Here is a 20,782-nt window from a genome sequence, read left to right on the forward strand (position 1 = left end):
AACCGGCGGTCGCCCTGCGGCGAGGGACCGGCGGCCGGGTCTGCGCCGGGCCGTGGAAGGACGGCCGCAGGCACCCGCGTTCATGGCCCGGCCAGCGCCTCCGTCGGGGTCAGGCGGCCCGCCCGGACCGCCGGGTACAGGCCCGCCAGCGCCCCGATGAGGAGGGTGACGGCGACACCCGCCGCCGTCGCCCAGACCGGGACCTGCGTCGGCCAGCCGCGTACGGACGCGAAGACGGCGGTGATCGCCGTGCCCAGCACCGTGCCACCGAGACCGCCCAGAGCCGACAGCAGCAGCGACTCCGAGACGAACTGGCCCCGGATCTGCCCGCTCGTGGCGCCCAGCGCGCGGCGCAGGCCGATCTCCGGGCGGCGTTCCAGGACCGAGATCACCATGGTGTTGCCCACCCCGACCCCGCCCACCAGCAGGGCCACCGAACCCAGGCCGAGCAGCAGCCCGGTCAGCGTCGACTCGGTGGCCTCCCGGGCGGCCAGCGCGTCGGACGGCCGGGAGACCAGCACCGCGTTCGGCTTCTCCGGGTTGGCCGTCGCCGCGAGCACCGCCCGTACCTGGGACACCCGGTCGTCACGGGCCCGTACGTACACCGTCGAGGGATGGCCGTCGAAGCCCAGGTACGTCCGCGCCGCCTGCCAGCCGACCAGCGCCGAGCCGTCGATCTCCGGCGCGAGCGGCACCGGTTCCAGGACGCCGACCAGGGAGAACCACGTGCCGCCGAGCCAGAGCCGGGTGCCCGGCGTGTAGACGTCGAGCCGGCGGGCGGCCTGTGCGCCGAGCACCACCGCCGGGTACTCCTCGGTCGCCTCGGTCAGCCACCGCCCGACCCGCACCTCGCCGCCGACCGCGGGCAGCAGTCCCGCCCCGGCCGCGGCCACCTCCACACTGCCGGTGCGCCCCACGGGGATGTGCTCGTTGCGGTAGACCGCCGCGTCCTCGACCTCACCGGTCGCCGCGACCTGGTCCACCGGCCCGATCCGCCGGATCATCGGCACCGCCTCCTGGGGCAGCCGGGTCGCCGTGCCGTCCGGCGTCCGACCGGGAGCGACCCGCAGCATGTTGGTGCCCAGGGCGTCCAGCCGGCGGTCCACCTCCGCCCGGCTGGAGGACGAGATGCCGACCACGGCGACCATCGCCGCCACCCCGATCGCGATCCCCAGCGCGGAGAGGAAGACGCGCAGCGGCCGGGTGCGCAGGCCGGTGCCGCCGAGCCGCAGGAAGTCGGCGGGCCGCAGCCGGGCCGGCCGGAGCGTTCCCCCGCCCGCCGTGCCCGGCCTCATCGCCGGTCCTTTGTGCCCGCCGGGGCGGTGCGCGGGCCGCTGCCGCTGTCGGCCACGACGCGTCCGTCCCTCATCTCCACCCTGCGGTCGAACACCTCCGCCATCTCCCGGTCGTGGGTGATGACGACGACCGTGGTGCCGGCCGTGTGCAACTCCCGCAGCAGGGCCAGCACCGCTGCCCCGGAGGCCGAGTCGAGGTTGCCGGTGGGCTCGTCGGCGAGCAGCAGCGCCGGCTCCCCGATCACCGCGCGGGCCACCGCCGCCCGCTGCCGTTCGCCGCCGGAGAGCTGGTGCGGCAGGTGGCCGAGCCGGTGGTCCAGCCCGACGCGGGCCAGCGCCCGCGCGGCCCGGCGCCGGCGTTCCCGCAGCGGCACCCCGGTGTAGAGCAGTCCGTCGGCGACCGTGTCGAGCACGGGCACCCCGACCGCCAGGTGGAACTGCTGGAACACGAACCCGACGCGCTGCGCGCGCAGCGCGGACAGCTCCCGGTCGGAGAGGCCGGCGACCTCGTACCCGTCGATGACGATGCGACCGGCGGACGGCCTGTCGAGGGTGCCCATCAGATGCAGCATGGTCGACTTGCCCGAGCCGGACGGCCCGACGACGCACGCGAGTTCGCCGTGCCGGATGGTCAGCTCGACGTCCGCGACAGCCGTGACGCCCCCGGCGTACGTCTTGGAGACGCCCGCGAACTCGACCACGGGCGTGGCGGGAGCGGCGTACTCGGTGTCCGGCGGGGTCACTTGGGGATCCTCACCTTCATGCCCTCGCGCACACCGGGACCGCTGACCTCCACCTTGCCCCCGGCGAACAGCCCCGTCCGCACCGGGACGAAGCGTCCCGGAGCACCGGCGTCCCCGTTCTTGCCGTCCCGGGCGCCGTCGTCGGCGAGCTCCAGGCCGTAGCCGCCCTCGGCGAGCGCGGTCAGCGCGGCGACCGGCACGGTGAGGACGTCCTTGCGCTGTTTCTGCGTGTACCGGACGGTGACCGGGCCGCTCTGCAGCCGGCCCAGGGAGCGCTGGTCGTCGAAGGTGACCACGACGGAGACCGTCGCGGACTTGCCGTCCGCACCACCGCCGGAACCCCCGTCCGCGCCTCCGCCGTCGTCACCGCTGTCCCCCGCGCCGTCACCGCCTCCGCCGGACGCCGCCGAGGCGTCCGAGCCCAGGCTGGCGACGGTCCCCTCGACCGAGCGGCCGTCGGGCAGGTCCACGGTGACCCGGCTGCCGCGCCGCGCCCAGTCGGTGTCGGCGGCCGGAGCGCTGACCGTCACCATGCGGGAGGTGCTGGTGTAGCTGACCTGACCGCCGGCGGCCTCGTCGCCGACGCGGGCGCCGGTGCCCGCGACCCGGACCGGGCCGGGCGCGTACACGACGTCGCCGGCCCCGACCCTGCCGGTCTGCGGCAGTCCCAGGTCCTTCTGCCAGCGTTTGACGGCGTTCGCGGTCAGCTCGGTGTACGACTCGTCGACGGTGAACCCCGAGTAGCCGAGCGCGCTGAGGTTGCTCTCGAACTGCTTGACGTCCATGCCGTTCAGGGGCGCGGCCGCGGCGGCGCCCGGGCGGGTGACCGAGGCGGACGGGGTGGCGCCGGCCGCGGACTTGCCGCCCTCCGTGCCTCCCTCGCCCGCGCCCGCTCCCTCGATATCCGGCCGCTCCGGTTCCACGAGCCCCAGGTCCCGGTACATCGGCAGACCGCCGTACAGCAGGACCACCGGCCGGTCGTCGGCCCGCATCACCGCCTGGCCGCGCCGCAGGACGGTGCCGGTGGCCGGCAGCCAGGTCACCGTGCCCTTCGCCTTGACCGGGAACGGGACCTGGGGGCCGTGGCCGAGCTGTCCGTCGACCTGGGTCTGGTCGGTGAGGGTCGCCCGGGTGACGTGGACGACCTGGCTGCTGCGGCCGGGCGCCGCGCCGCCGTCGTCGGGGCCGCCGCTCCCGCCGAGGCCCAGGGCGCCGACGACGCTGACGCCGGTCACGACGAGGAAGCCGGCCACCACGAGGGCGAGCCTGTTCCGCCGGCGTGCGGCGGCCCGGCCCGGCCCGGCGGCCCGGACCGTGTCCCCCGGATCGTCCGGGCCCGCCGCTCCCGCCGCCGGCTCGTGGTGTCCGTCCTTCATGACGTCCACGGCACCCGCCCGTCAGCCCTGGGCCGAGGGCGCGTCGGTGGGCACGCCGATGACGGAGGCGCACTCGCGCGTGGCTCGCTTGGCGCCCGCGGACGTGGCGTCCCAGGTGACGTCGCGGAAGTGGCCGTCGGAGTCGGTGTCCGGGAAGTCGGCCGCGCCGTGCTCCTGCATGCACTTGGCGTACTTCTGGTTCTTGCGGATCTCCGCCTTGGACAGCTCGGGCTGCTGGGCCTTCTCGACGCTCTCCGGGACGGGCACGCTGAGGTCCGCGCACTTCTCCTGGGCCTTGAGGGCCTTGGGATCGCGCTTCCACTTGGACTGGTCGCCGAGGTCCACCTTGCCCTGGGCGTCGGGGTCGGGCGCGTCGAGACCGGCGCCGCGCAGGCAGTCGACCCACTTGCGCTGGGCGTCGACGTACTCGGTCAGCTCGCTCGACGCGTTCTTGGAGGCGCCCGCGCCCGCCTTGCCGCCGCCGGCCGAGGCGATCTCGCCGCCGTCGTCGCCGTCAGCGCCGCAGCCGGCGACGCCCACCACGGCCGCCACCGCCACTCCGACCAGCCAGGTCCGCGCCTCTAACCGCCGCCGCGCACTCATCACCGAGCCTCCTTCACGCCGTCGCCGCCCGGCCTGTTCCGGCCGGGCGGCGACGAATGTAGATCCGGGGTGATGAAGAACCCATGAAGAAGCCGTCAAGAACCGTTCCGGAGGAAAGGGCGCCCTCGCCGTCGCCGCTGTCGCCCGGTCAGGCGCCGGAGTCGGGGCCGGCTTCCGGGTCCGGGTCCGGCTCGGTGTCCGGGGAGGCGCCGTCCTCCATCAGCCGCTCGGCGATGTCGTCGGACCAGTGTTGCGCCCAGGCGCGCAGGGCGAGGACCTGGGGCTCGTCCAGGCCGTACCGGCGGAAGTCGGCGTCGGCGTAGAAGTCGGTGCCGGTGAGCCGGGACTGCAGAGTGGGCAGGTCGAAGGGGTCGTGGGCGTGGCGGCGGCCCAGTTCCTCCAGGCGGGGCAGGGGGAACCGGGCGGCGGCGCCCCGCGCGTCGACGAGGTCGACGGCCGCGCCCCGGTCGTACAGCGCGCGGATCTTCGTGCCGACGGCGTCCTCGAGTGACAGGGCGGGCCCGTACTCGGTCAGCTCGGGCGGCTGCCAGAAGGCTTCCTTGTGCAGGGCGAGCGCGATGGGCTCCCCGCTCGGCGGGTCGGTGACGGTGAGCTGCGCGGTGAGCGGGGTGACGGCTCCGACCCGCACCCGGCGTCCGCGCGCCTCCAGCGCCGAGTCGACGGCGGCCACGATGTGCTCCATGACCTTGGGGCTCTCGGTGGCGAAGTCGACGTTGGCGTGCGGCCGGGACACCAGGCCGTGCGCCTGCAGGGCGTAACCCCCCGCGAGTACCAGCGCATACGGGCTGCCTGCGCCGAGAACGTCCGCGAGAAGTCGCAACTGGGGATCGGAAGGGCTCACGGCATCCGTACTCTGCCAGAAGGGGGGCGGGGTGAGGGGGTGCCCCGCCCGGGAGACCTCGTAGGTCAGGACTCGGTCTGTTCCGCGACATCCCCGGCGAAGAGGTCCTCCGCCCGCGAGACCGTGGCCGCCCTGTCCAGCCAGTCGGCCACCCGGTCGGGGTCGGTGCAGGAGGTGATGCGCTTACGGGCGTCGTCCGAGACGGGGATGCCGCGCACCTCGAGGACGCGCAGGACTCCCTTGGCCTCGCCCTCGGCTTTCCCTTCGGCCTTGCCCTCCAGGTACGTCTCTTCGAAGAGGGTTCCCCGGCCGGGGAAGTAGGTGGCGACCATCTTCTGCAGACCTTTCCACGTCTCCCTGGCCGGAGTGTTCTCCAGGCCGACTTCCACGAACTCACACCAGTACTTCGCTGTGGCCTTGTCGAAGGACCGCATGCCGCGGGCCAACATGTGCAGTATGGCGTCGATGTTCCTGCTCTCGCTGTGCACGATGGCAGAGATGGTCGCCATCGCCGGTTCGTCGGCGACCTTCGACACGTCGGTGATCTCCGGAACGTTGTGCGGACCCAGGACGAACGGGCGCGTCACCTGGGTGGCCCAGGGGCCGACACGGCTCTCGAACGGCCCGGCCGCCCACATCGAGGTCGGCTTGTTCTTGCAGACCACGACCAGCAGTACCGGGAGCTCGAACTTCGCATGCAGGTACGCCACGTAGTAGGCCCAGCTGATGCCCTTGTCCGGGGCTCGACCGGTCTGTGCCTCGATGGCGACCATGAACCGGTCCCCCTCAGAAGGCTCGACTTTCAGCACGGTGTCCACACGGCGTTCCAGGGGGCGGATCTCCGTGGCGTCGGGGGACAGCGCCTCGACGATCGACTTGGCCGGAGGCGGCAGGCCCAGCGCCTCGAAGACGGGGGCGAGAACCTCGGGGTGCTCCTGGAAGATCCGGTGTGAGGCCTCGTGTGTCGATGTGACCATGTGGTCAACGTAGAGGGGGCGGGAGCCGGGGTGCCTCGTGGACAGGTTGGTTCACCCGTTCGGGTAAGGCGGAAACGTTCACGCCTTCCCGGTCGGCATCCGCGCACGCGCAGGGGCCCGGGAACGTCGTGTTCCCGGGCCCCTGTCGTCGCGTGGTCGGTTACGCGGGCTTCTCCTCCAGGCGGGGGAAGAGGACCGCGCCCTTGGTGACCGTGGAGCCGGACGGGAGTCGGCCCCAGGTACCGGACTCCTGGACCTTCTGGTCGGCCAGGGCGCCGAGGGAGGCCTCCGCGCCGAGGGAGTCCCAGAGCTTCTGGGAGGTGTCCGGCATCACCGGGTTGAGGAGGACGGCGACCGCGCGGAGGGACTCGGCGGCCGTGTAGAGGATGGTGGCCAGCCGGGCCTTGCCCTCGGGCGAGTCGTCCTTGGCGACCTTCCACGGCTCCTGCTCGGTGAGGTAGCCGTTGACCTGCTTGACGAAGTCGAAGACGGCCAGGATGCCGCCCTGGAAGTCCAGCTCGTCGCCGATGCGCCGGTCGGCCTCCGCGGCGGCCTTGGCCAGGCCCTCCTGGACCGCCTTCTCCGCCTCGCCGGCGGCCGTCGCCTCGGGCAGCTCGCCGCCGAAGTACTTGCCGACCATGGCCGCCACGCGGGAGGCGAGGTTGCCGTAGTCGTTGGCCAGCTCGGAGGTGTAGCGGGCGGAGAGGTCCTCCCAGGAGAAGGATCCGTCCTGCCCGAAGGCGATGGCCCGCAGGAAGTACCAGCGGTAGGCGTCCACGCCGAAGTGCGTGGTCAGGTCCTGCGGCTTGATGCCGGTCAGGTTGGACTTCGACATCTTCTCGCCGCCGACCATCAGCCAGCCGTTGGCGGCGATCCTCCCGGGCAGCGGCAGGCCCTGGGCCATCAGCATGGCCGGCCAGATCACCGCGTGAAAGCGGAGGATGTCCTTGCCGACGAGGTGCACGTCGGCCGGGAAGGTTGCCTCGAACTTCTCCTGGTTCTCGTTGTAACCGACCGCCGTGGCGTAGTTCAGCAGCGCGTCGACCCACACGTAGATCACGTGCTTCTCGTCCCAGGGGATCGGGATGCCCCAGTCGAACGTCGAGCGGGAGATGGAGAGGTCCTGCAGGCCCTGGCGGACGAAGTTCAGGACCTCGTTGCGCGCGGACTCGGGCTGGATGAAGTCCGGGTTGGCCTCGTAGTGGGCCAGCAGCTTCTCGGTGTACGCGCTCAGCTTGAAGAAGTAGTTCTCCTCGCTGAGGATCTCCACCGGCTTCTTGTGGATCGGGCAGAGCTTCTGGCCCGCGTACTCGCCCTCGCCATCGAGCAGCTCGCCCGGCAGCTTGTACTCCTCGCAGCCGACGCAGTACGGGCCCTCGTAGCCGCCCTTGTAGATCTCGCCCTTGTCGTGCAGGTCCTGCACGAACTCCTGGACGCGGTCGGTGTGCCGCTTCTGCGTGGTGCGGATGAAGTCGTCGTTCGCGATCTCCAGGTGCTCCCACAGGGGCTTCCAGGCCTCGCTGACGAGCTTGTCGGCCCAGGCCTGGGGCGTGACCCCGTTGGCCTCGGCCGTGCGCATGATCTTCTGACCGTGCTCGTCCGTGCCGGTGAGGAACCACACCTTCTCGCCGCGCTGACGGTGCCAGCGGGTGAGCACGTCGCCTGCGACGGTCGTATAGGCGTGGCCCAGGTGAGGAGCGTCGTTGACGTAGTAGATGGGGGTCGAGACGTAGTACGCCTTCGACCCCTGCTTCTCGGATCCAGTGGCCGCCATAAGTCGAAATCCTACTTGGCCGCCGAAGATCGACTCACACGCGTTTCGGGGGGTGGACGCGTCGTCCACCCCCCGGCACCGGCCTCCTACGGACGCCAGGCCGCGAGGACGCCCTCGTAGAGCTCGGTGTCCGTGAGCTCCCGGGGGGTGGGGCCGGCGTGGAAGAAGGACGTGTTGCCGGTCTTCAGTTTGCGCAGGTAGTCGAAGGCCTTGTTGTCGTGCTCGCCGAACGCGACGAAGGAGAAGAAGACGCCGGGGTGGTTCTTCGCGGCCTCGGTCAGGGACTGGGTCGCGGGGGTCTTGGCGTCGGGGGCGCCGTCCGTCTGGAAGACCACCAGGACGGGGGTGCCGGGCTCGTCGTTCTTCTCGTGGTGGGCGAGTACGGCCTCCACGGCGGCGTGGTAGCTGGTGCGGCCCATGCGGCCGAGGTCCGCGTGGACGTCGTCGATCTTCGTCTCGTGGTCCTCGGTGAGGGTCAGGTCGGTGGTGCCGTCGATCTCCGTGGAGAAGAAGACGACGTGGACCGTGGCCTCGGGGTCGAGGTGGGCGGCGAGGGCGAGGGTCTGGTCGGCCAGGGCCTGGGCGGAGCCGTCCTTGTAGTACGGGCGCATGCTCGCGGAGCGGTCGAGGACGAGATAGAGCTTCGCGCGGGTGCCGGTGAGGTTGGTCTTCTTGAGGGTGGTGGCGGCTGCCTTGTAGGCGGTGGCGAGGCTGGGGGTGTTGGACTTGATCTTGGTGAGGGGGGTGGCGGGTTTGGCGGAGGACGCCTGGGGCTCGGGGGTCGCCTCGGCGTGGGGTGTCTGCGGCTCGGGGGTCGCCTCGGCGGGGGGTGTCTGCGGCTCGGGGGTCGCCTCGGCGGGGGGTGCCTGCGGCTCGGGGGTCGCCTCGGCTTCGCCTTCGGCGGGATCGTTCCCACCCGCACCACCCGTGCGGGTCTCGTTGTCGGGTGCGGGCGGCCCCTGCGGGGTGTCCTCGCCGTCGGCGGCCTGCGGCTCGGGGGTGGAGGGCTTCGGCTCCGCCTCGGCCTCTGCCTTCGCCGCGGCCGGCTTCGGCGTCGTCTCCGCCTTGGGCTCGTCCTGAGCCTTCGGCTCCGCCTTGGGCTCGGCTTCGGCCGGCTTCGGCGTCGACTCGGGCTCCGGTTCCGCCTCGACCTTCGTCTCGGCCGCCGGTTCCGCCTTGGTCTCCGGTTCCGCCTCGGGCTCCGCTTCCGAAGCTGCCTCAGCCTTCGCCTCGGACTCCGTCCTCGGCGTCGTCTCCGCCTTCGGCTTCGCCTTGGCGTCGGTCGGCTCGGCCTCAGCCTCCTGCGTCGCCTCGGCCTTCGTCTCCAGCTCAGGCGCCGGCTCGGCCTCCGGCGTCGGGTCCGGCGCCGGCTCGGCCTTGGCCTCAGCCTCCTGCGTCGGCTCGGCCTTGGCCTCAGCCTCCTGCGTCGGCTCGGCCTTGGCCTCAGCCTCCTGCGTCGCCTCGGCCGTCGTCTCCAGCTCAGGCGCCGGCTCGGCCTCCGGCTTCGCTTCCGGCGTCGGCTCGGCCTCCGGCTCAGGCGTCGGCTCGGCCTCCTGCCTCGCCTCGGCCTTCGTCTCCGGCTCGGGCGTTGCCTCCGGCTCAGGGTCCGGGGTCAGGTTGAGGACCAGTTCCGGGGTGGGGGTGTCCGTGGCCGGGGGTTCCGTGGAGCGGTCCGGCTGCCTGGGGACCGTGATGTTGTCGAAGGCTGCCGAGACCAGATCGTGTTCGTCCGGGGACGAGGTGCGGGGCTCGGGGACCTGGGCGGTCGGGGCCGGGGCCGGCTCGGTGGTCGTCGGCTCCGGTTCCTGCGACGGACGTCGGTCCGCACCCTCTGCTTCGGCGGCGCGCGCCTTGCGCCCCCGGCCGAATGCGTTCCGCAGGAGAGTGAGAATGCCCATGTGCGCAACCCTTTGCGTGAGTTGGTACCCGTTAATCCCTGGCCAGGACGGACACGTAAGGTTAGCGGCCCGAAGTTGCTTTTCGGTCTCTGGCGGAGCCGTGGAGCGTGACGTCGGATACGCGTGGGCGATGGGCGGTGTCCGTCAGGCGCGGGAATCGGGCGCCGTCGGCGCGATGGGTGTGCCGTCGACCCGGGCCAGGAAACGGCCCAGCACCTCGTTGAACTCCTCCGGCCGCTCCAGGTTCGGCATGTGGGCCGCGCCCTTGGACACGTGCAGGGCGGAGTCGGGCAGCAGCGCGTGCATGGCCTCCGCGTCGGCGACCGGCGTGAAGGTGTCGTCGGCGCCCACCACGACCAGCGCCGGAACCGAGACCCGGGCCAGCAGCGGGCGGTAGTCGGGGCGTTCGGCGCGGCCGCGCAGGGCGGCGGCGGCGCCCTCGGGGGACGTGGCCGTCATCATGCGGTGGACATGGGCCTTGACCTGCGGATCGGCGTACGGGGCGACCATCCGCTCCAGGACCTCGTCCGCGTAGCCGTGCATGCCCTCGGCGAGGAGGCGGGCGGCCAGGGCGGTCCGGCCCTTCCTGCCCTCGGGGGTCTCGGGGTCGGGGAAGGTGTCCGCGAGGACCAGGCCGCGCACGCGGTCGCCCAGGCGGTCGTAGCACTCCATGGCGATCTGGCCGCCCATCGACAGCCCGGCCAGGGCGAAGGTGTCCACCTCCAGGAAGTCGAGCAGTTCCACGACGTCGCGGGCGTGACGGGAGAGCGGGACGGTGCCGGGGGTCACGGGGGAGGCGCCGTAGCCGCGCAGATCGGGGGCGATCACCCGGCGCCCGGCGGAGAACGCGGCGATCTGCGGGGCCCACATCGTGCGGTCGAAGGGGTGGCCGTGGACGAGGACGAGGGGGGTGCGGGTGGAGGACGCGGGGTTTTTGTCGTCGTATGCGAGGAACGGGGGCATGTGATCGACCCTAGGGTTCCGCGTCTTCTCGGTGCAATAAAATCTTTGCTCTCGGTGCAATTCAACGCGTCGTGTGACAGGGGGACTTGTGGAGGACTACCGGCGTATCGCCGACCGGATCGCCGGTGACATCGGTTCCGGGCGGCTCCGTCCGGGGCAACGGCTGCCGCCGCAGCGGGCGTTCGCGCGGCGGCACGGGATCGCAGCCTCCACGGCGGGCCGGGTGTACGCCGAACTCGTGCGCCGGGGGCTGGTGGTGGGCGAGGTCGGGCGCGGCACGTTCGTGCGGGCCACCGAGCCGGACGGGCAGCCGGGGCGGGCGCTGACCGAGGCGGCCGCCGCGCCGCCGGTGAACCTGGAGCTGAACTACCCTTCGGCGCCCGGCCAGTCGGAGCTGCTGGCCCCCGTGCTCGCGTCGCTGCTGCGGCCGGACGCCTTGACCGACGCGCTGCGGCCCGCCGCCGCCGCCGGCACGGACGCCGCGCGGCAGGCGGTCGGCGGCCTGCTGGCCACGGAGGGCTGGCGGCCCGACCCGGCGGGACTGCTCTTCACCGGGAACGCCCGCCAGGCCATCGCCGCCACCCTCGCCTCCCTGGTCCGGCCGGGCGGCCGGGTCGGTGTGGAGCCGCTGACGTATCCGCTGGTCAAGGAGATCGCGGGGCGGCTCGGCTGTGTCCTCGTCCCGCTCGCGGCCGACGACCGGGGGCCGCTCGCCGAGTCGGTCGCCGCGGTCCACCGTGCCGCTCCGCTGTCCGCCCTCTACCTCCAGCCGACCCTGCACAACCCGACCTCGCTGACCATGGACGCCGAGCGCCGGGCGCGGGTGGCCGATGTCGTCCACAGCCTGGGGATACCGGTCGTGGAGGACCGGATCTGGTCCTTCCTCCAGCCGTCCGGACCGCCGCCGCTGGCCGCGCTCGTCCCGGAGCTGGTGCACCTGGTCGACGGGCTGTCCAAGCGGGTCGCGCCGGGGCTCACCGTGGGGTTCGCCTCCGTGCCGGCCGGGCGGGCCGAGGCGGTGGCGCGCGCCGTCAGGTCCGGCGGCTGGAGCGCGGGGTCCTTCGCGCTGGAGGCGGCCGTGCGGTGGATAGGCGACGGGACCGTGGCGCGACTGGTCGCCGCGAAGCGGCGGGACGCCGCGCGCCGGCAGCGGCTGGTCGCCGACGAGCTGGCGGGGTTCGACGTGCGGTCCGACCCGGCCGCCTACTTCGCCTGGTGGCGGCTGCCCGCGCCCTGGCGTGCGGACACCTTCACCGCGGCCGCGCGGGCACACGGGATCGCGGTGACCCCGGGCACGGCCTTCCGGGTGGACCCGAGCCATACGCCGGACGCGGTCAGAATCGGGCTCGGTTCGGCTCCGGAGCCGGAGCTTGCGTTCGCTTTGCGGACTCTGGCCGGCATCGCGCGGGACGGGGCGGCCTCGGTCGGCGGGTGAGTCGGGCGGCTGGCGAGCGGAGCGTGCGGCTTGGCAGCGCGGGGTGGAGGGGGTCTGGGTCTGGCCTCGCCCGGTGACCCGAGCCATACGCCGGACGCGGTCAGAATCGGGCTCGGTTCGGCTCCGGAGCCGGAGCTTGCGTTCGCTTTGCGCACTCTGGCCGGCATCGCGCGGGACGGGGCGGCCTCGGTCGGCGGGTGAGTCGGGCGGTCTGGCGAGCGGAGCGTGCGGCTTGGCAGCGCGGGGCGGAGGGGGGCTGGGTCTGGCCTCGCCCGGTGACCCGAGCCATACGCCGGACGCGGTAAGAATCGGGCTCGGCTCGGCCCCGGGGTCGGAGTTTGCGCGGGCTCTGCGGACCCTGGCCAGGGTCGCGCGGGACGGGGCGGCCGCCGTCCGCGGATGAGGCGGGGCGGTGAGGCCCGGGGACCTGCGCGGCCGCCGGGCTCGGTCAGACCTTGGCCCGGGTCGGTTCCGGGGACGGAGACTGGGTGGGCTCCGTGGAGTGCTGCTGGGGTCGGGCGGGGCGGGGAGGTCGTAGGCGGCGGGCGAGCAGGGTGGTGAGGGCCGCCCCGAGACCGAGGCCGATCAGCAGCCAGGAGGCCGTGCGCAGGGTGCCGGTCAGGGCGTCGTAGACCGCGCCGGCGGCCGGGTGGGACACCCCTTCGGCCAGGCCGTCGAGGGTGAGGCCGCGGCCGACGACGAGGGCGAGGTTGAGCAGGCCGCCGCCCAGGGCGGTGCCGAGCGCGGTCGCCACGATCGCGCGCCGGCGGTGGACGGCCAGGGCGATGCCGGCGACCGCGAAGACGACGGCCGCGACCGGGCACCAGAAACCGGCGACTTCGAGCACGTGGAATCCCTTCCGCAGCGGTGCCACCTCGTGCGCCTCCAGCACCGGCACCGCGGTGTGCTCCACCGGGATGCGCGCGGCGAGCGTGATGTGGTCGTCGGTGAGCTGCTGCTTGACCTGGGCGGTGACGGGGGCGAGATCGACGGTGACCGGGCCGTCGTCCGCGTCGCCGGCGGTGGCGTCCCCGCGCAGGGCGCGCAGGACGGCGTCGTGGGTGACCCGGTTGCCGGTGTCCCAGGCCTTGCGGAAGGCCCGGGTCTGGGTGAAGGAGCGCACCGCCTCGTGCACGAACGGGGCGACCGAGCCCTGCAGCGGGCGGACGTGCATCCGCTGGTCCACCTCGCGCAGGATGCCGTCCCCGACGGTCTCCGCGACGGCTTCCCGCACGTCGGGGTCGGCGGCGAGCGGGGCCATCGCGGTGACGTACCGGCCCGTGTCGGCGAGTCCGTACGCCGCCCAGGCCGCCAGCGCGCCGAACGGCACGAGGAGGCAGGACACGGCGATCAGGGCGGCCGACAGGGCGCTCCTGAGGCGTGGGGGCACTCTTCAAGGCAAGGGCCGCGCGTCCGGACGCGCGAGCGGAGCGCGTGCATTCGGGGGACGGGACGGGGCCGGACGGGCGGTGGGGGGCCTCGTCCGCACCGTCCGCTCCGCCCCCGTACTCCGTCCCGCTTCCTCCTGGCGGAAGCGGGGAGCCCCGGCTCCGGTGGAGGGTTCACCCGAACGGGTGTTTCCTGGTGCTGGGGAGACGCCGGGCCGCGGGAAGCGGGCCCGGCGACCGGTGAGGAAGGGAAGCACAGGGGAGCGCGTGGGCCCCGGCCGGGTCGTCCGGCCGGGGCCCACGCGCGTGCCGCGCGCACCGCGGTCACCGCCCCGCATGCTCCGCGGTCACCGCCCCGCGCACCGAGGTCACCGACCATCGTGCTCGGCGCGGGCGGGACAGTGTGCTCAGCGGATGCGGTGGCCGGCCGCGTCCTCGTGCGTGTAGTAGCGGTAGAACAGCACCGCGAACGTGGGCACGGCGACCGCCAGGGCCAGGACCGTGGACTCCCACACGCCGTGGCCGCGGCCGCTCAGGCTGTACAGGAAGCCGATGGCGATGCCCGTGAAGGCCGCCCACAGCACCGCGTGCACCTCGCGCCGGCAGCGCGCGGCGAAGAACTCGAGGGCCCGGAAGACGGCGAAGAAGACGACGCCCGTCGCGACGCCGAAGAACACGTTCCAGCCGGTGATGGGGCCGCCGTAGCGGGTGTTGGCGGCGGCCCAGTAGCCGTAGATCAGGCCGAGCACGATGGGCAGCGCCCACCGCGCGATCGCGTGGGTCCGCTCGTCGAAGACATCGGGCGGCCGGTGGCGGGCGGCCGCGTCCCGGCCGCCGAGTGCGGGCGCTGTCGTGCCCCGGTGCGTGCCACCGGGCGCGGGTGCCGCTTGAGCCATGAGAGCACTCCTCTCGCTCCTCGCCCCCGGACTCCAGGGCACACCTGGGGGGACGGCCTGGCAAGTCGGTCGGACGGGCCGGGTGCCCGGATGCGGCGGTTTCGATCCCGTGTTTCGCTGAGGGGCATGGAGCGCTGTCCGCCGTGACGCAAGTGGAGTCCCGGCGCCGGCGGCAGCCGCTGTGGACCGGTGGGCGGATCGCGTTGCAGGCGCTGCCCCTGCTGCTGCTCGCCGGCATCACGCTTCTGGACCTGCGGACCGGCGAGTGGTTCCGGATCGTCTCCTGGATCGTCCTGGTCCCCGGCACGGCCGCCGCCGTCTGCGGGGTGTGGACGACGGCCGGGTACGGCGTGCTGTCGCTGTTCACGTACGTCGCCGTGGACCGCGTCTGGCCCAGCGAGCACCGGGCCGGACTCGCCGACTTCCTGCTGGTCGCCCTGGGCGGCGCCCTCGCCACGCTGGCCTCCGCCGCCCGGGTGCGCCGGGAGCGGCAGATGCTGCACATGCGGGACATCGCCGACACCACCCGCCGCACCGTGCTGCGCAGGCTGCCGCCCGACTGGGGCGGGCTCGAGCACGCGGGCGCGTACCTCGCCGCCGACGTGGACGCCCGGGTCGGCGGCGACTACTACGACATCCAGCCCGGCCCGCACGGCACCCGGGTCCTCGTCGGGGACGTCCAGGGCAAGGGGCTCGGGGCGGTGGAGACGGCGGCCGCACTGCTCGGCACGTTCCGGGAGGCCGCCTACCACGAGGCGGACCTGAGGGTCGTCGCGGAGCGGCTGGAGACCCGTATGACCCGGCACCGGGCGCACCGCGTCGCGCTCGGCCGGGACGACGCCGACCGCTTCTCCACCGCCGTGCTGCTCGGTTTCCCCGAGGACGCCCCGGACACGGTCGAGCTGATCAACTTCGGCCACGAGCCGCCGCTCGCCGTCGGCGCGCACAGCGTGCGCGTCCTGCCGGCCGGCGACGGCCTGCCGCTCGGGCTCAGCGAACTGGTGTCCGGCTGCCCGCCCCTGCACCGGGTGCCGCTGGACCCCGAGGAGACCCTGCTGCTGGTGACCGACGGGGTGACCGAGGCGCGGGACAGGACCGGGGAGTTCTACCCGCTCGTCGCGGAGGTGACCCGGGCGGTCGCTGCCGACCCGCGCCGCACCGACCCGCACCGGCTGGTGCGCCGGGTCCGCGACGGCGTGTTCCGGTACACCGGCGGCCACCTGGAGGACGACACCACGGTGTTCGCCGTCCGGCGGCTGCGCGAAGACCCCGTACAGGGACGTTTGCGGTCCTGAGCCGACCCTTTGCAGCAGCAGCGGCTACGGTGCTGGCTGTAGGGCGATCCACAGGGGAGGGACGATGCCCGGAACCGTGCTGCTGCTCGCGGCCTCGCCGCTGGGCCGGGGGCGTCTGGTGGACGCGGCCGGTGTGCTGCCCGTCCTCGCCGCGGTCGCGCCGGCGGTGCTGTCCGGCACCGACACCGCGAACGTGGTCGAACTCGCCGATCCGCTGGAGCCGCAGGCCGTCCTCACCCGGCTGCGCGCCGCCGCGGCCGCGCCCGGACCGCTCACCGTGTACCTGACCGGTCAGCTGCACCTGGACCGGCGCCAGCGCCGGCCGCACCTCGCGCTGGCCCGCACCACCCCGGCGACCGTCCGCTACACGGCCCTGCCCTGGGCGTGGATCCGGGAGGAGCTGCGGCTGCGCTCCGCCGCCGACACCGCGCTCCTGGTCGATCTGCACGCGGACGCGGAGACCTGGCGGCAACTGGCCGGGCAGCCGCTGGACTCCGGGCGCACGACCGCGGTCTACGGCCGTATCGCGCCCCCGGCCAGGGGGCGGGGGCCGGCCGAGCCGTCGTACATGAAGGCGGTGGCGACGCTGCTGCGCAGCGGGCACCGGCCGCCGCTCGCCGAGCTGCACGAGCACGCCCTGGCCCGGGCCGCCGAGCAGGGCGCGGCAGGGGACCTGGTGCTGGCCGGTCCCGGAGGCTTCGCCCACCGGCCCGCCCCCGTGCCGGCGGTGCCCCGCCCGTACCAGCCGGACGCCCCGCCGTCCGGGCCGCCCGCGGCGCAGGGCGATCCGCACGCGGCCATCAGCGACGCCGTCCGGGCCGGCCGGCACGCCGAGGCCGACGCGCTCGCCGCGCGGCAGGAGGAGGCCGCCGTGCGCGCCTTCGGCGCCGCCTCCGCCCAGGCCCTGCACTGGGCCGAGGTCCGGGCGGACCTCGCCATGTTCGCGGGGGACGCGGCGCGGAGCTGCCGGGCCTGGCTGGCGGTGGCCGGGGTGCGGCTGGCGGCGGGGCAGCCGCCGGACGCGCCCGCCGTGGAGGCGGCCGTGGACCGGGCCCACCACCAGTGGGGGACCATCACGGACGCGGCGCGGGCCCGTGAACTCGGGCCCGCGCTCGCGGAGCTGAGACTGCGGGTGCCGGGCCGCCGGCGGGGGGCGCTGGAGAACGTCCAGCGCCACCTGCGGCAGCTTCAGGCGGGATGACCCCGCTCAGCTGGTGAAGATGTAGTACTTCCAGGCGCCGTGCGTCGTGGAGTTGACGTTGTCGCCCGAGGAGAAGTTGTAGTACGAGGAGCGGACGCGGGTGCGCCAGCCGGTGCTGTGCGTTCCGGTCAGGTGGACCCGGGAGACACCGTCGGTGCCCAGCGCGAAGTACTGGGCGCCGACGCGCTGCCAGCGTCCGTCGGCGTACACGTCGATCTCGAGGCGCTGCTTGCGGCCCCGGTAGTACGTCATGTCCGTCGTGAACAGCGGGTCCTTGGACTTGTGGAAGTAGTAGTAGGTGTGGCCGCTGGTGTACTTGGTCTTGTAGTGCCCGCTCACCGACGTGGACACCCTGACCTCGGCGCCGGCCGTGCTGGACACCGAGCGCGGCTGGTAGTGGGAGTCGCCGGCGAACTTCGCGGTGACCTTGGTGTCGCGCTTCATGTCGACGACGGCGGACAGGTTGCCGTGGGAGTCGACCGTGCCGCTCTTCACCAGCTTGTTCGGCTTGTCCGCGCCGTACGGGTCGGCCCAGATCTCCACCGTGCGGTTCTTGTACGTCGAACCCAGGTGCGCGGTGAACTTCACGTCCTTGCCGTACGCGTACACCTTGCCGTTGTTGTCGACCGACAGGCTCGGCGTGGCGCGGGAGACCTGGACGCTGTCCGAGGCGGTGGCGGAGGTGTGGGTGGCGTCACCGGCGTACGTCAACGTGTACGTGACCTTGGAGCCGGCCGGCGGGGCGTCGGTGAAGGAGAACGTGCCGCCGGTGCCGAGGGTCCTGGTGCCGAGGGACTTGCCGTTCGGTGAGTCCAGGTCCGTGCGGGTCACCTTCAGCGGGGTGCCGGCGGGCAGGGCGACGCCGGCGGTCAGCTTGCCGGTGACGGTGAGCGTCTTGGTCCGGGTGCCGGTCGACGGGGCGTTCACCGTCAGGACCGGCGCGTACTTGCGGGGCTCGTCGACCCGGTGCAGCCGGGTGGAGGTGTCGTAGCCCGTCTGCGCGAACAGCGCGCCGCCGTCCGGCGTCCAGCTGATGGAGTGGCCGCCGCCCGGCGTGAAGGCGGGGGAGAGGTCGCGGACGCTCGGCGTGCCGTCGGCGCCGCCGGTGAACACGTAGGTGTCACCGTCGCTGCCGGTGTCCGCGACGGTCGCCGCGACCGTGCCGTCCGGGGCGATGCTGACCGCCTTCGGGCTGTCCGGGACCGGGTAGGTGCGCACCTCGGACAGGTCGGACAGGCGGTACTCGGTCAGGGCGCGGGTGCCGGGCCCGGCCACCACGACGTCCTGGCCGTCCGGGGTGAGGGCGGCGTCCGCGTAGGAGCCGCCCTTCTCGGCGGACACCCTGATCTTCGGGGTGCCGGAGGAGATGTCGTAGACGACGATCGGGCCGGAGCTGATGTTCGCGTCGAGCGCCAGCAGCGTGCCCGGGTTGCCGGGGGCCGCGTAGAGCCGCGGCGGGCTGGAGAAGTCGTGGCCGTCGTCGAGGCCGAGGGTGACCGCCGGGGTGCCGGCGGTCAGGTCGACCACGCCGAGCCCCGAGTCCCACTGGTCGCCGTAGCCGAACCAGAGCCTGCCGTCGGCGAGGGCCAGGCGGGACGGGGCGGTCCCGGCGCCGGTCGGGTACTCGGCGGTCTGCCGGAGCGTGCCGGTGTCGATCGCGACGATCTTGTCGGCCTCCTGCACGGCCGCGTACAGGGTGCCGCCGTCCGGGCTCAGCTCCAGGTCCCTGACCTGGCCGAGGCCGGAGACGGTGCCGACGACCTGGCCCGCGTAGTCGGTGACGACGATCTGGCTCTTGTAGCTGTCGCTGAGGAAGACCTGCTGGTGGAGGCCGTCGACCACGGTGTCGTCGACGTTCCAGACCGGGATGGACCGGTCGGTGTCGGCGTACGACGGCGCGGCGAGCGCCATCGAGCCGATCATGGCCGCCAGGGCGGCGGCCGCGGGAAGGGTGCGTATGCGCACGCTGATTCGAACCCCCCGGAACGAATGAGGAGATGGGGCGCCACGCGGCACGGCTGGTGTGAGAGCCCCCTGGGCGCCGGGCGTGGCGAGTGAGCGAAGACTAGGTCACGCCGTCGGTGAAAGCGCTGGTGGCCCCGGGTTTCTTTGCCTCCGGGATACCCGCTCTACCAGGTGAAACCCGGCTGAACCGGCATGCAGGCGTCGGTCTTGCCGCCGTTCAGCACGGCCGCGGACTCAGGTGCTTTGGCCGGCGCCGCGGACTTCGGGTAGGCGCCGCCGCTGCGCCAGTCGGCGCCCACGGTCAGCGTGACGCCCTTGACGTCGGTGGACGGGCGCACCTGGGTCAGCGGGATGCCGAGGGCCTTGGCCACGGCCTGGGCGTCGCCCTCCAGGCGGTGGCTCGGGTACAGCACGGTCGTGGCGGTTCCCGTGGCGGGCGTGACATCCGCGGCGGCCTTGGTGAACCCCTGGTCCCGCAGCGCCTTGACGACGGCGTCGGATCGGTGGAGCACGGGGGCCTCGGCGGTGGTGCCGGTGCCGTTGCGGACCCGCACGGCGAGGGCGCCGGCGGGGGCGGCGGGGTCGTCCGACACCTGCTCGGTGAGCTGTCGCCCGGCCTTGCCGTCGAGCGGGGTGTCGGTGCGGACCATGGAGATGAGCTGGTCGGCGTCCTCACCGGCGGGCACCAGCCGGTTGCGGTCCTGGGCCCACTGCACGGTGGGCAGCGTCGTCATGGTGATCCGCTCGGTGGGGACCTTCTGCAGCTCGGTCGACAGGTCGTACAGCTTCTTGACCGTGCCGAGGCCCTCGTCGACGGTGAGCGCCTTCGTCGCGGTCTCCGCGAGCCGGCGCATCTCGGTGGGGTTGCCCAGGGTGGCGTTCTCGCGGAGCTGGCGGACCATCGCGTTCATGTACATGTGCTGGGCGTGGGTGCGGCCGATGTCGGTGCCGTCCTCGAAGCCGTAGCGGGTGCGCAGCCACTGCAGGGCCTGCTCGCCCTTGACGTACGTGGTGCCCGCCTTCAGCTTGAGGCCCGAGCCGTGGCCCTCGGAGGTGTGCGACCAGACGTTCTCCTTGACGCAGACCGGGACGCCGCCGATGGCGTCCGCCATCGAGACCACGCCGGAGAAGTCGACCATCATGAAGTGGTCGATGTGGATGCCGGTCAGCTTCTCCCAGGTGGCGACGGTGCAGCCCGGGCCGCCCCGGCCCAGCGACTCGTTGGCCATGGCCAGGGTAAGCGCGCCGTACACCTTGCCGCCGTCCGGGTCGGTGCACCTGGGGATCGGGATCATCGTGTCGCGCGGCAGGCTGACCACGGACATGTCGCCGCGGTCCGCCGAGACGTGCAGGAGCATCTGCACGTCCGCGAGCGGTGGGCGGCCCACGTCGGCTTTGGAGCCGCCGAGCTTCAGGTCCGCCGCGGTGTTCCGGCTGTCCGAGCCGAGCAGCAGGATGTTCAGCGGGGTCTGGCCCGCGGCGTTCGGCGCGGCCTTGGGCGGCGTGGAGTCGCCGAGGTTCAGCCGGGCCTTGGTGATGTTGGCGTTGAGGTGCTCGTAGTAGAGGTATCCGGCGACCGCGCCGCCGAACACGAGGGCCGCCAGGGTGAAGGCCGTCCAGCGCAGGATCCGGCGTCCGCGGCGCGGTCTGCCGGAGGTGCCGTCGTCGTCCCGGCCGCGGCCGGCCGGCCGCGCCTGTGCGTCCAGCGTCATTCTCTGCCTTCCCACCCCGACGGCGCCTGCCGCGTCTCCGGCTGCACCGGATCGCACACATTATCGGCGTGACGCGATGAGTTGGGGTGAGTGGTGAGATATGCCACTCCCGTACAACCTTCACAGGGGTTGACGAACTCGGCCTGACTCGTCAGTAGTTCGGATGCGGGGAGAAGGTCTCAGGGCAGGGTCCGGCCCGCGGCCGGCGGGGCCGGTGCGATGTCCGCGGCCCGGGCCGGTCCCGCGTTGGCCGCCGTGACCAGCGCCGCCACGGCGAGCACGGCCGCGGCCACGCCCCGGGCGGTGGGCTTCCGCCCGCCCGGACGGAGCCGGGCGGGGGCCGGTGCGCAGGGGCGGCCGTAGGGTTCGGATGTACGTCCGGGCACGTCGACCTCGCAA

At 73.5% G+C, this 20,782-nt stretch carries 16 protein-coding genes; 3 read left to right on the forward strand and 13 right to left on the reverse strand.

What is annotated here, in order from left to right:
- Positions 1–80: 80 nt before the first annotated feature.
- From ACFYU0_RS13220 to ACFYU0_RS13260, 9 genes are all read right to left on the reverse strand, one after another.
- Positions 81–1,295: an ABC transporter permease gene (locus tag ACFYU0_RS13220; protein ID WP_389300419.1), complete on the reverse strand. Its 1,215-nt coding sequence runs from the start codon at positions 1,293–1,295 to the stop codon at positions 81–83.
- Positions 1,292–2,038: an ABC transporter ATP-binding protein gene (locus tag ACFYU0_RS13225; RefSeq protein ID WP_389300422.1), complete on the reverse strand. Its 747-nt coding sequence runs from the start codon at positions 2,036–2,038 to the stop codon at positions 1,292–1,294. Before ACFYU0_RS13225 ends, ACFYU0_RS13220 begins: the two co-directional genes overlap by 4 nt.
- Positions 2,035–3,414 (reverse strand): peptidoglycan-binding protein, encoded by a 1,380-nt coding sequence (locus ACFYU0_RS13230; RefSeq protein WP_389300425.1) that lies wholly within the window; start codon positions 3,412–3,414, stop codon positions 2,035–2,037. Before ACFYU0_RS13230 ends, ACFYU0_RS13225 begins: the two co-directional genes overlap by 4 nt.
- A gap of 21 nt (positions 3,415–3,435) precedes the next feature.
- The gene (locus ACFYU0_RS13235; RefSeq protein WP_389300428.1) at positions 3,436–4,017 is read right to left on the reverse strand and encodes a hypothetical protein; all 582 of its coding nucleotides are present in this window, start codon (positions 4,015–4,017) and stop codon (positions 3,436–3,438) included.
- A gap of 148 nt (positions 4,018–4,165) precedes the next feature.
- The gene (locus ACFYU0_RS13240; protein ID WP_389300430.1) at positions 4,166–4,879 is read right to left on the reverse strand and encodes a nucleotidyl transferase AbiEii/AbiGii toxin family protein; all 714 of its coding nucleotides are present in this window, start codon (positions 4,877–4,879) and stop codon (positions 4,166–4,168) included.
- A 65-nt stretch (positions 4,880–4,944) separates the two neighbouring features.
- Positions 4,945–5,856, reverse strand: coding sequence for a hypothetical protein (locus tag ACFYU0_RS13245; RefSeq protein WP_351662097.1), 912 nt, complete (start codon positions 5,854–5,856; stop codon positions 4,945–4,947).
- Positions 5,857–6,016: 160 nt separating this feature from the next.
- A complete protein-coding gene (metG, locus tag ACFYU0_RS13250; RefSeq protein ID WP_389300433.1) occupies positions 6,017–7,630 on the reverse strand; it encodes a methionine--tRNA ligase in 1,614 nt (537 codons plus the stop codon).
- A gap of 86 nt (positions 7,631–7,716) precedes the next feature.
- The gene (locus ACFYU0_RS13255) at positions 7,717–9,528 is read right to left on the reverse strand and encodes a VWA domain-containing protein (RefSeq protein WP_389300436.1); all 1,812 of its coding nucleotides are present in this window, start codon (positions 9,526–9,528) and stop codon (positions 7,717–7,719) included.
- 144 nt (positions 9,529–9,672) lie between these two features.
- Positions 9,673–10,491: an alpha/beta fold hydrolase gene (locus tag ACFYU0_RS13260; RefSeq protein WP_389300439.1), complete on the reverse strand. Its 819-nt coding sequence runs from the start codon at positions 10,489–10,491 to the stop codon at positions 9,673–9,675.
- Between the two features lie 88 nt (positions 10,492–10,579).
- Between ACFYU0_RS13260 and ACFYU0_RS13265 the strand changes: the two genes are divergently transcribed.
- On the forward strand, positions 10,580–11,926 hold the full coding sequence (locus ACFYU0_RS13265) for a PLP-dependent aminotransferase family protein (RefSeq protein ID WP_389300897.1): 1,347 nt from the start codon (positions 10,580–10,582) through the stop codon (positions 11,924–11,926).
- A 448-nt stretch (positions 11,927–12,374) separates the two neighbouring features.
- Here the strand turns inward: ACFYU0_RS13265 and ACFYU0_RS13270 are convergent, their stop codons facing one another.
- Together ACFYU0_RS13270 and ACFYU0_RS13275 are read right to left on the reverse strand one after the other, a co-directional pair.
- Complete coding sequence (locus tag ACFYU0_RS13270) at positions 12,375–13,316, reverse strand: hypothetical protein (RefSeq protein WP_389300441.1); 942 nt, start codon at positions 13,314–13,316, stop codon at positions 12,375–12,377.
- 405 nt (positions 13,317–13,721) lie between these two features.
- Positions 13,722–14,210 (reverse strand): hypothetical protein, encoded by a 489-nt coding sequence (locus tag ACFYU0_RS13275; protein ID WP_389300444.1) that lies wholly within the window; start codon positions 14,208–14,210, stop codon positions 13,722–13,724.
- A gap of 143 nt (positions 14,211–14,353) precedes the next feature.
- On the opposite strand from ACFYU0_RS13275, the gene ACFYU0_RS13280 reads away from it, so the two are divergent.
- Both ACFYU0_RS13280 and ACFYU0_RS13285 read left to right on the forward strand, forming a co-directional pair.
- Positions 14,354–15,505, forward strand: a complete 1,152-nt coding sequence (locus ACFYU0_RS13280) for a PP2C family protein-serine/threonine phosphatase (RefSeq protein ID WP_389300447.1) — start codon at positions 14,354–14,356, stop codon at positions 15,503–15,505.
- Positions 15,506–15,569: 64 nt separating this feature from the next.
- Complete coding sequence (locus ACFYU0_RS13285; protein ID WP_389300450.1) at positions 15,570–16,706, forward strand: hypothetical protein; 1,137 nt, start codon at positions 15,570–15,572, stop codon at positions 16,704–16,706.
- Positions 16,707–16,712: 6 nt separating this feature from the next.
- On the opposite strand, the gene ACFYU0_RS13290 is transcribed toward ACFYU0_RS13285, so the two are convergent.
- Complete coding sequence (locus ACFYU0_RS13290) at positions 16,713–18,671, reverse strand: YncE family protein (protein ID WP_389300453.1); 1,959 nt, start codon at positions 18,669–18,671, stop codon at positions 16,713–16,715.
- 164 nt (positions 18,672–18,835) lie between these two features.
- Positions 18,836–20,383: an LCP family protein gene (locus ACFYU0_RS13295; protein ID WP_389300456.1), complete on the reverse strand. Its 1,548-nt coding sequence runs from the start codon at positions 20,381–20,383 to the stop codon at positions 18,836–18,838.
- Positions 20,384–20,782 lie beyond the last annotated feature (399 nt).

The sequence above is a fragment of the Streptomyces sp. NPDC003720 genome, assembly GCF_042875075.1.
In the GTDB taxonomy this organism is placed as follows: Bacteria; Actinomycetota; Actinomycetes; order Streptomycetales; family Streptomycetaceae; genus Streptomyces.

Excerpts from the sequence above, each read along its gene's own strand:
- ACFYU0_RS13220 (WP_389300419.1), bottom strand. The coding sequence starts at position 1,295 with ATGAGGCCGGGCACGGCGGGCGGGGGAACGCTCCGGCCGGCCCGGCTG.
- ACFYU0_RS13230 (WP_389300425.1), bottom strand. The coding sequence starts at position 3,414 with ATGAAGGACGGACACCACGAGCCGGCGGCGGGAGCGGCGGGCCCGGAC.
- ACFYU0_RS13235 (WP_389300428.1), bottom strand. The coding sequence starts at position 4,017 with ATGAGTGCGCGGCGGCGGTTAGAGGCGCGGACCTGGCTGGTCGGAGTG.
- ACFYU0_RS13245 (WP_351662097.1), bottom strand. The coding sequence starts at position 5,856 with ATGGTCACATCGACACACGAGGCCTCACACCGGATCTTCCAGGAGCAC.
- metG (WP_389300433.1), bottom strand. The coding sequence starts at position 7,630 with ATGGCGGCCACTGGATCCGAGAAGCAGGGGTCGAAGGCGTACTACGTC.
- ACFYU0_RS13255 (WP_389300436.1), bottom strand. The coding sequence starts at position 9,528 with ATGGGCATTCTCACTCTCCTGCGGAACGCATTCGGCCGGGGGCGCAAG.
- ACFYU0_RS13260 (WP_389300439.1), bottom strand. The coding sequence starts at position 10,491 with ATGCCCCCGTTCCTCGCATACGACGACAAAAACCCCGCGTCCTCCACC.
- ACFYU0_RS13275 (WP_389300444.1), bottom strand. The coding sequence starts at position 14,210 with ATGGCTCAAGCGGCACCCGCGCCCGGTGGCACGCACCGGGGCACGACA.
- ACFYU0_RS13285 (WP_389300450.1), top strand. The coding sequence starts at position 15,570 with ATGCCCGGAACCGTGCTGCTGCTCGCGGCCTCGCCGCTGGGCCGGGGG.
- ACFYU0_RS13295 (WP_389300456.1), bottom strand. The coding sequence starts at position 20,383 with ATGACGCTGGACGCACAGGCGCGGCCGGCCGGCCGCGGCCGGGACGAC.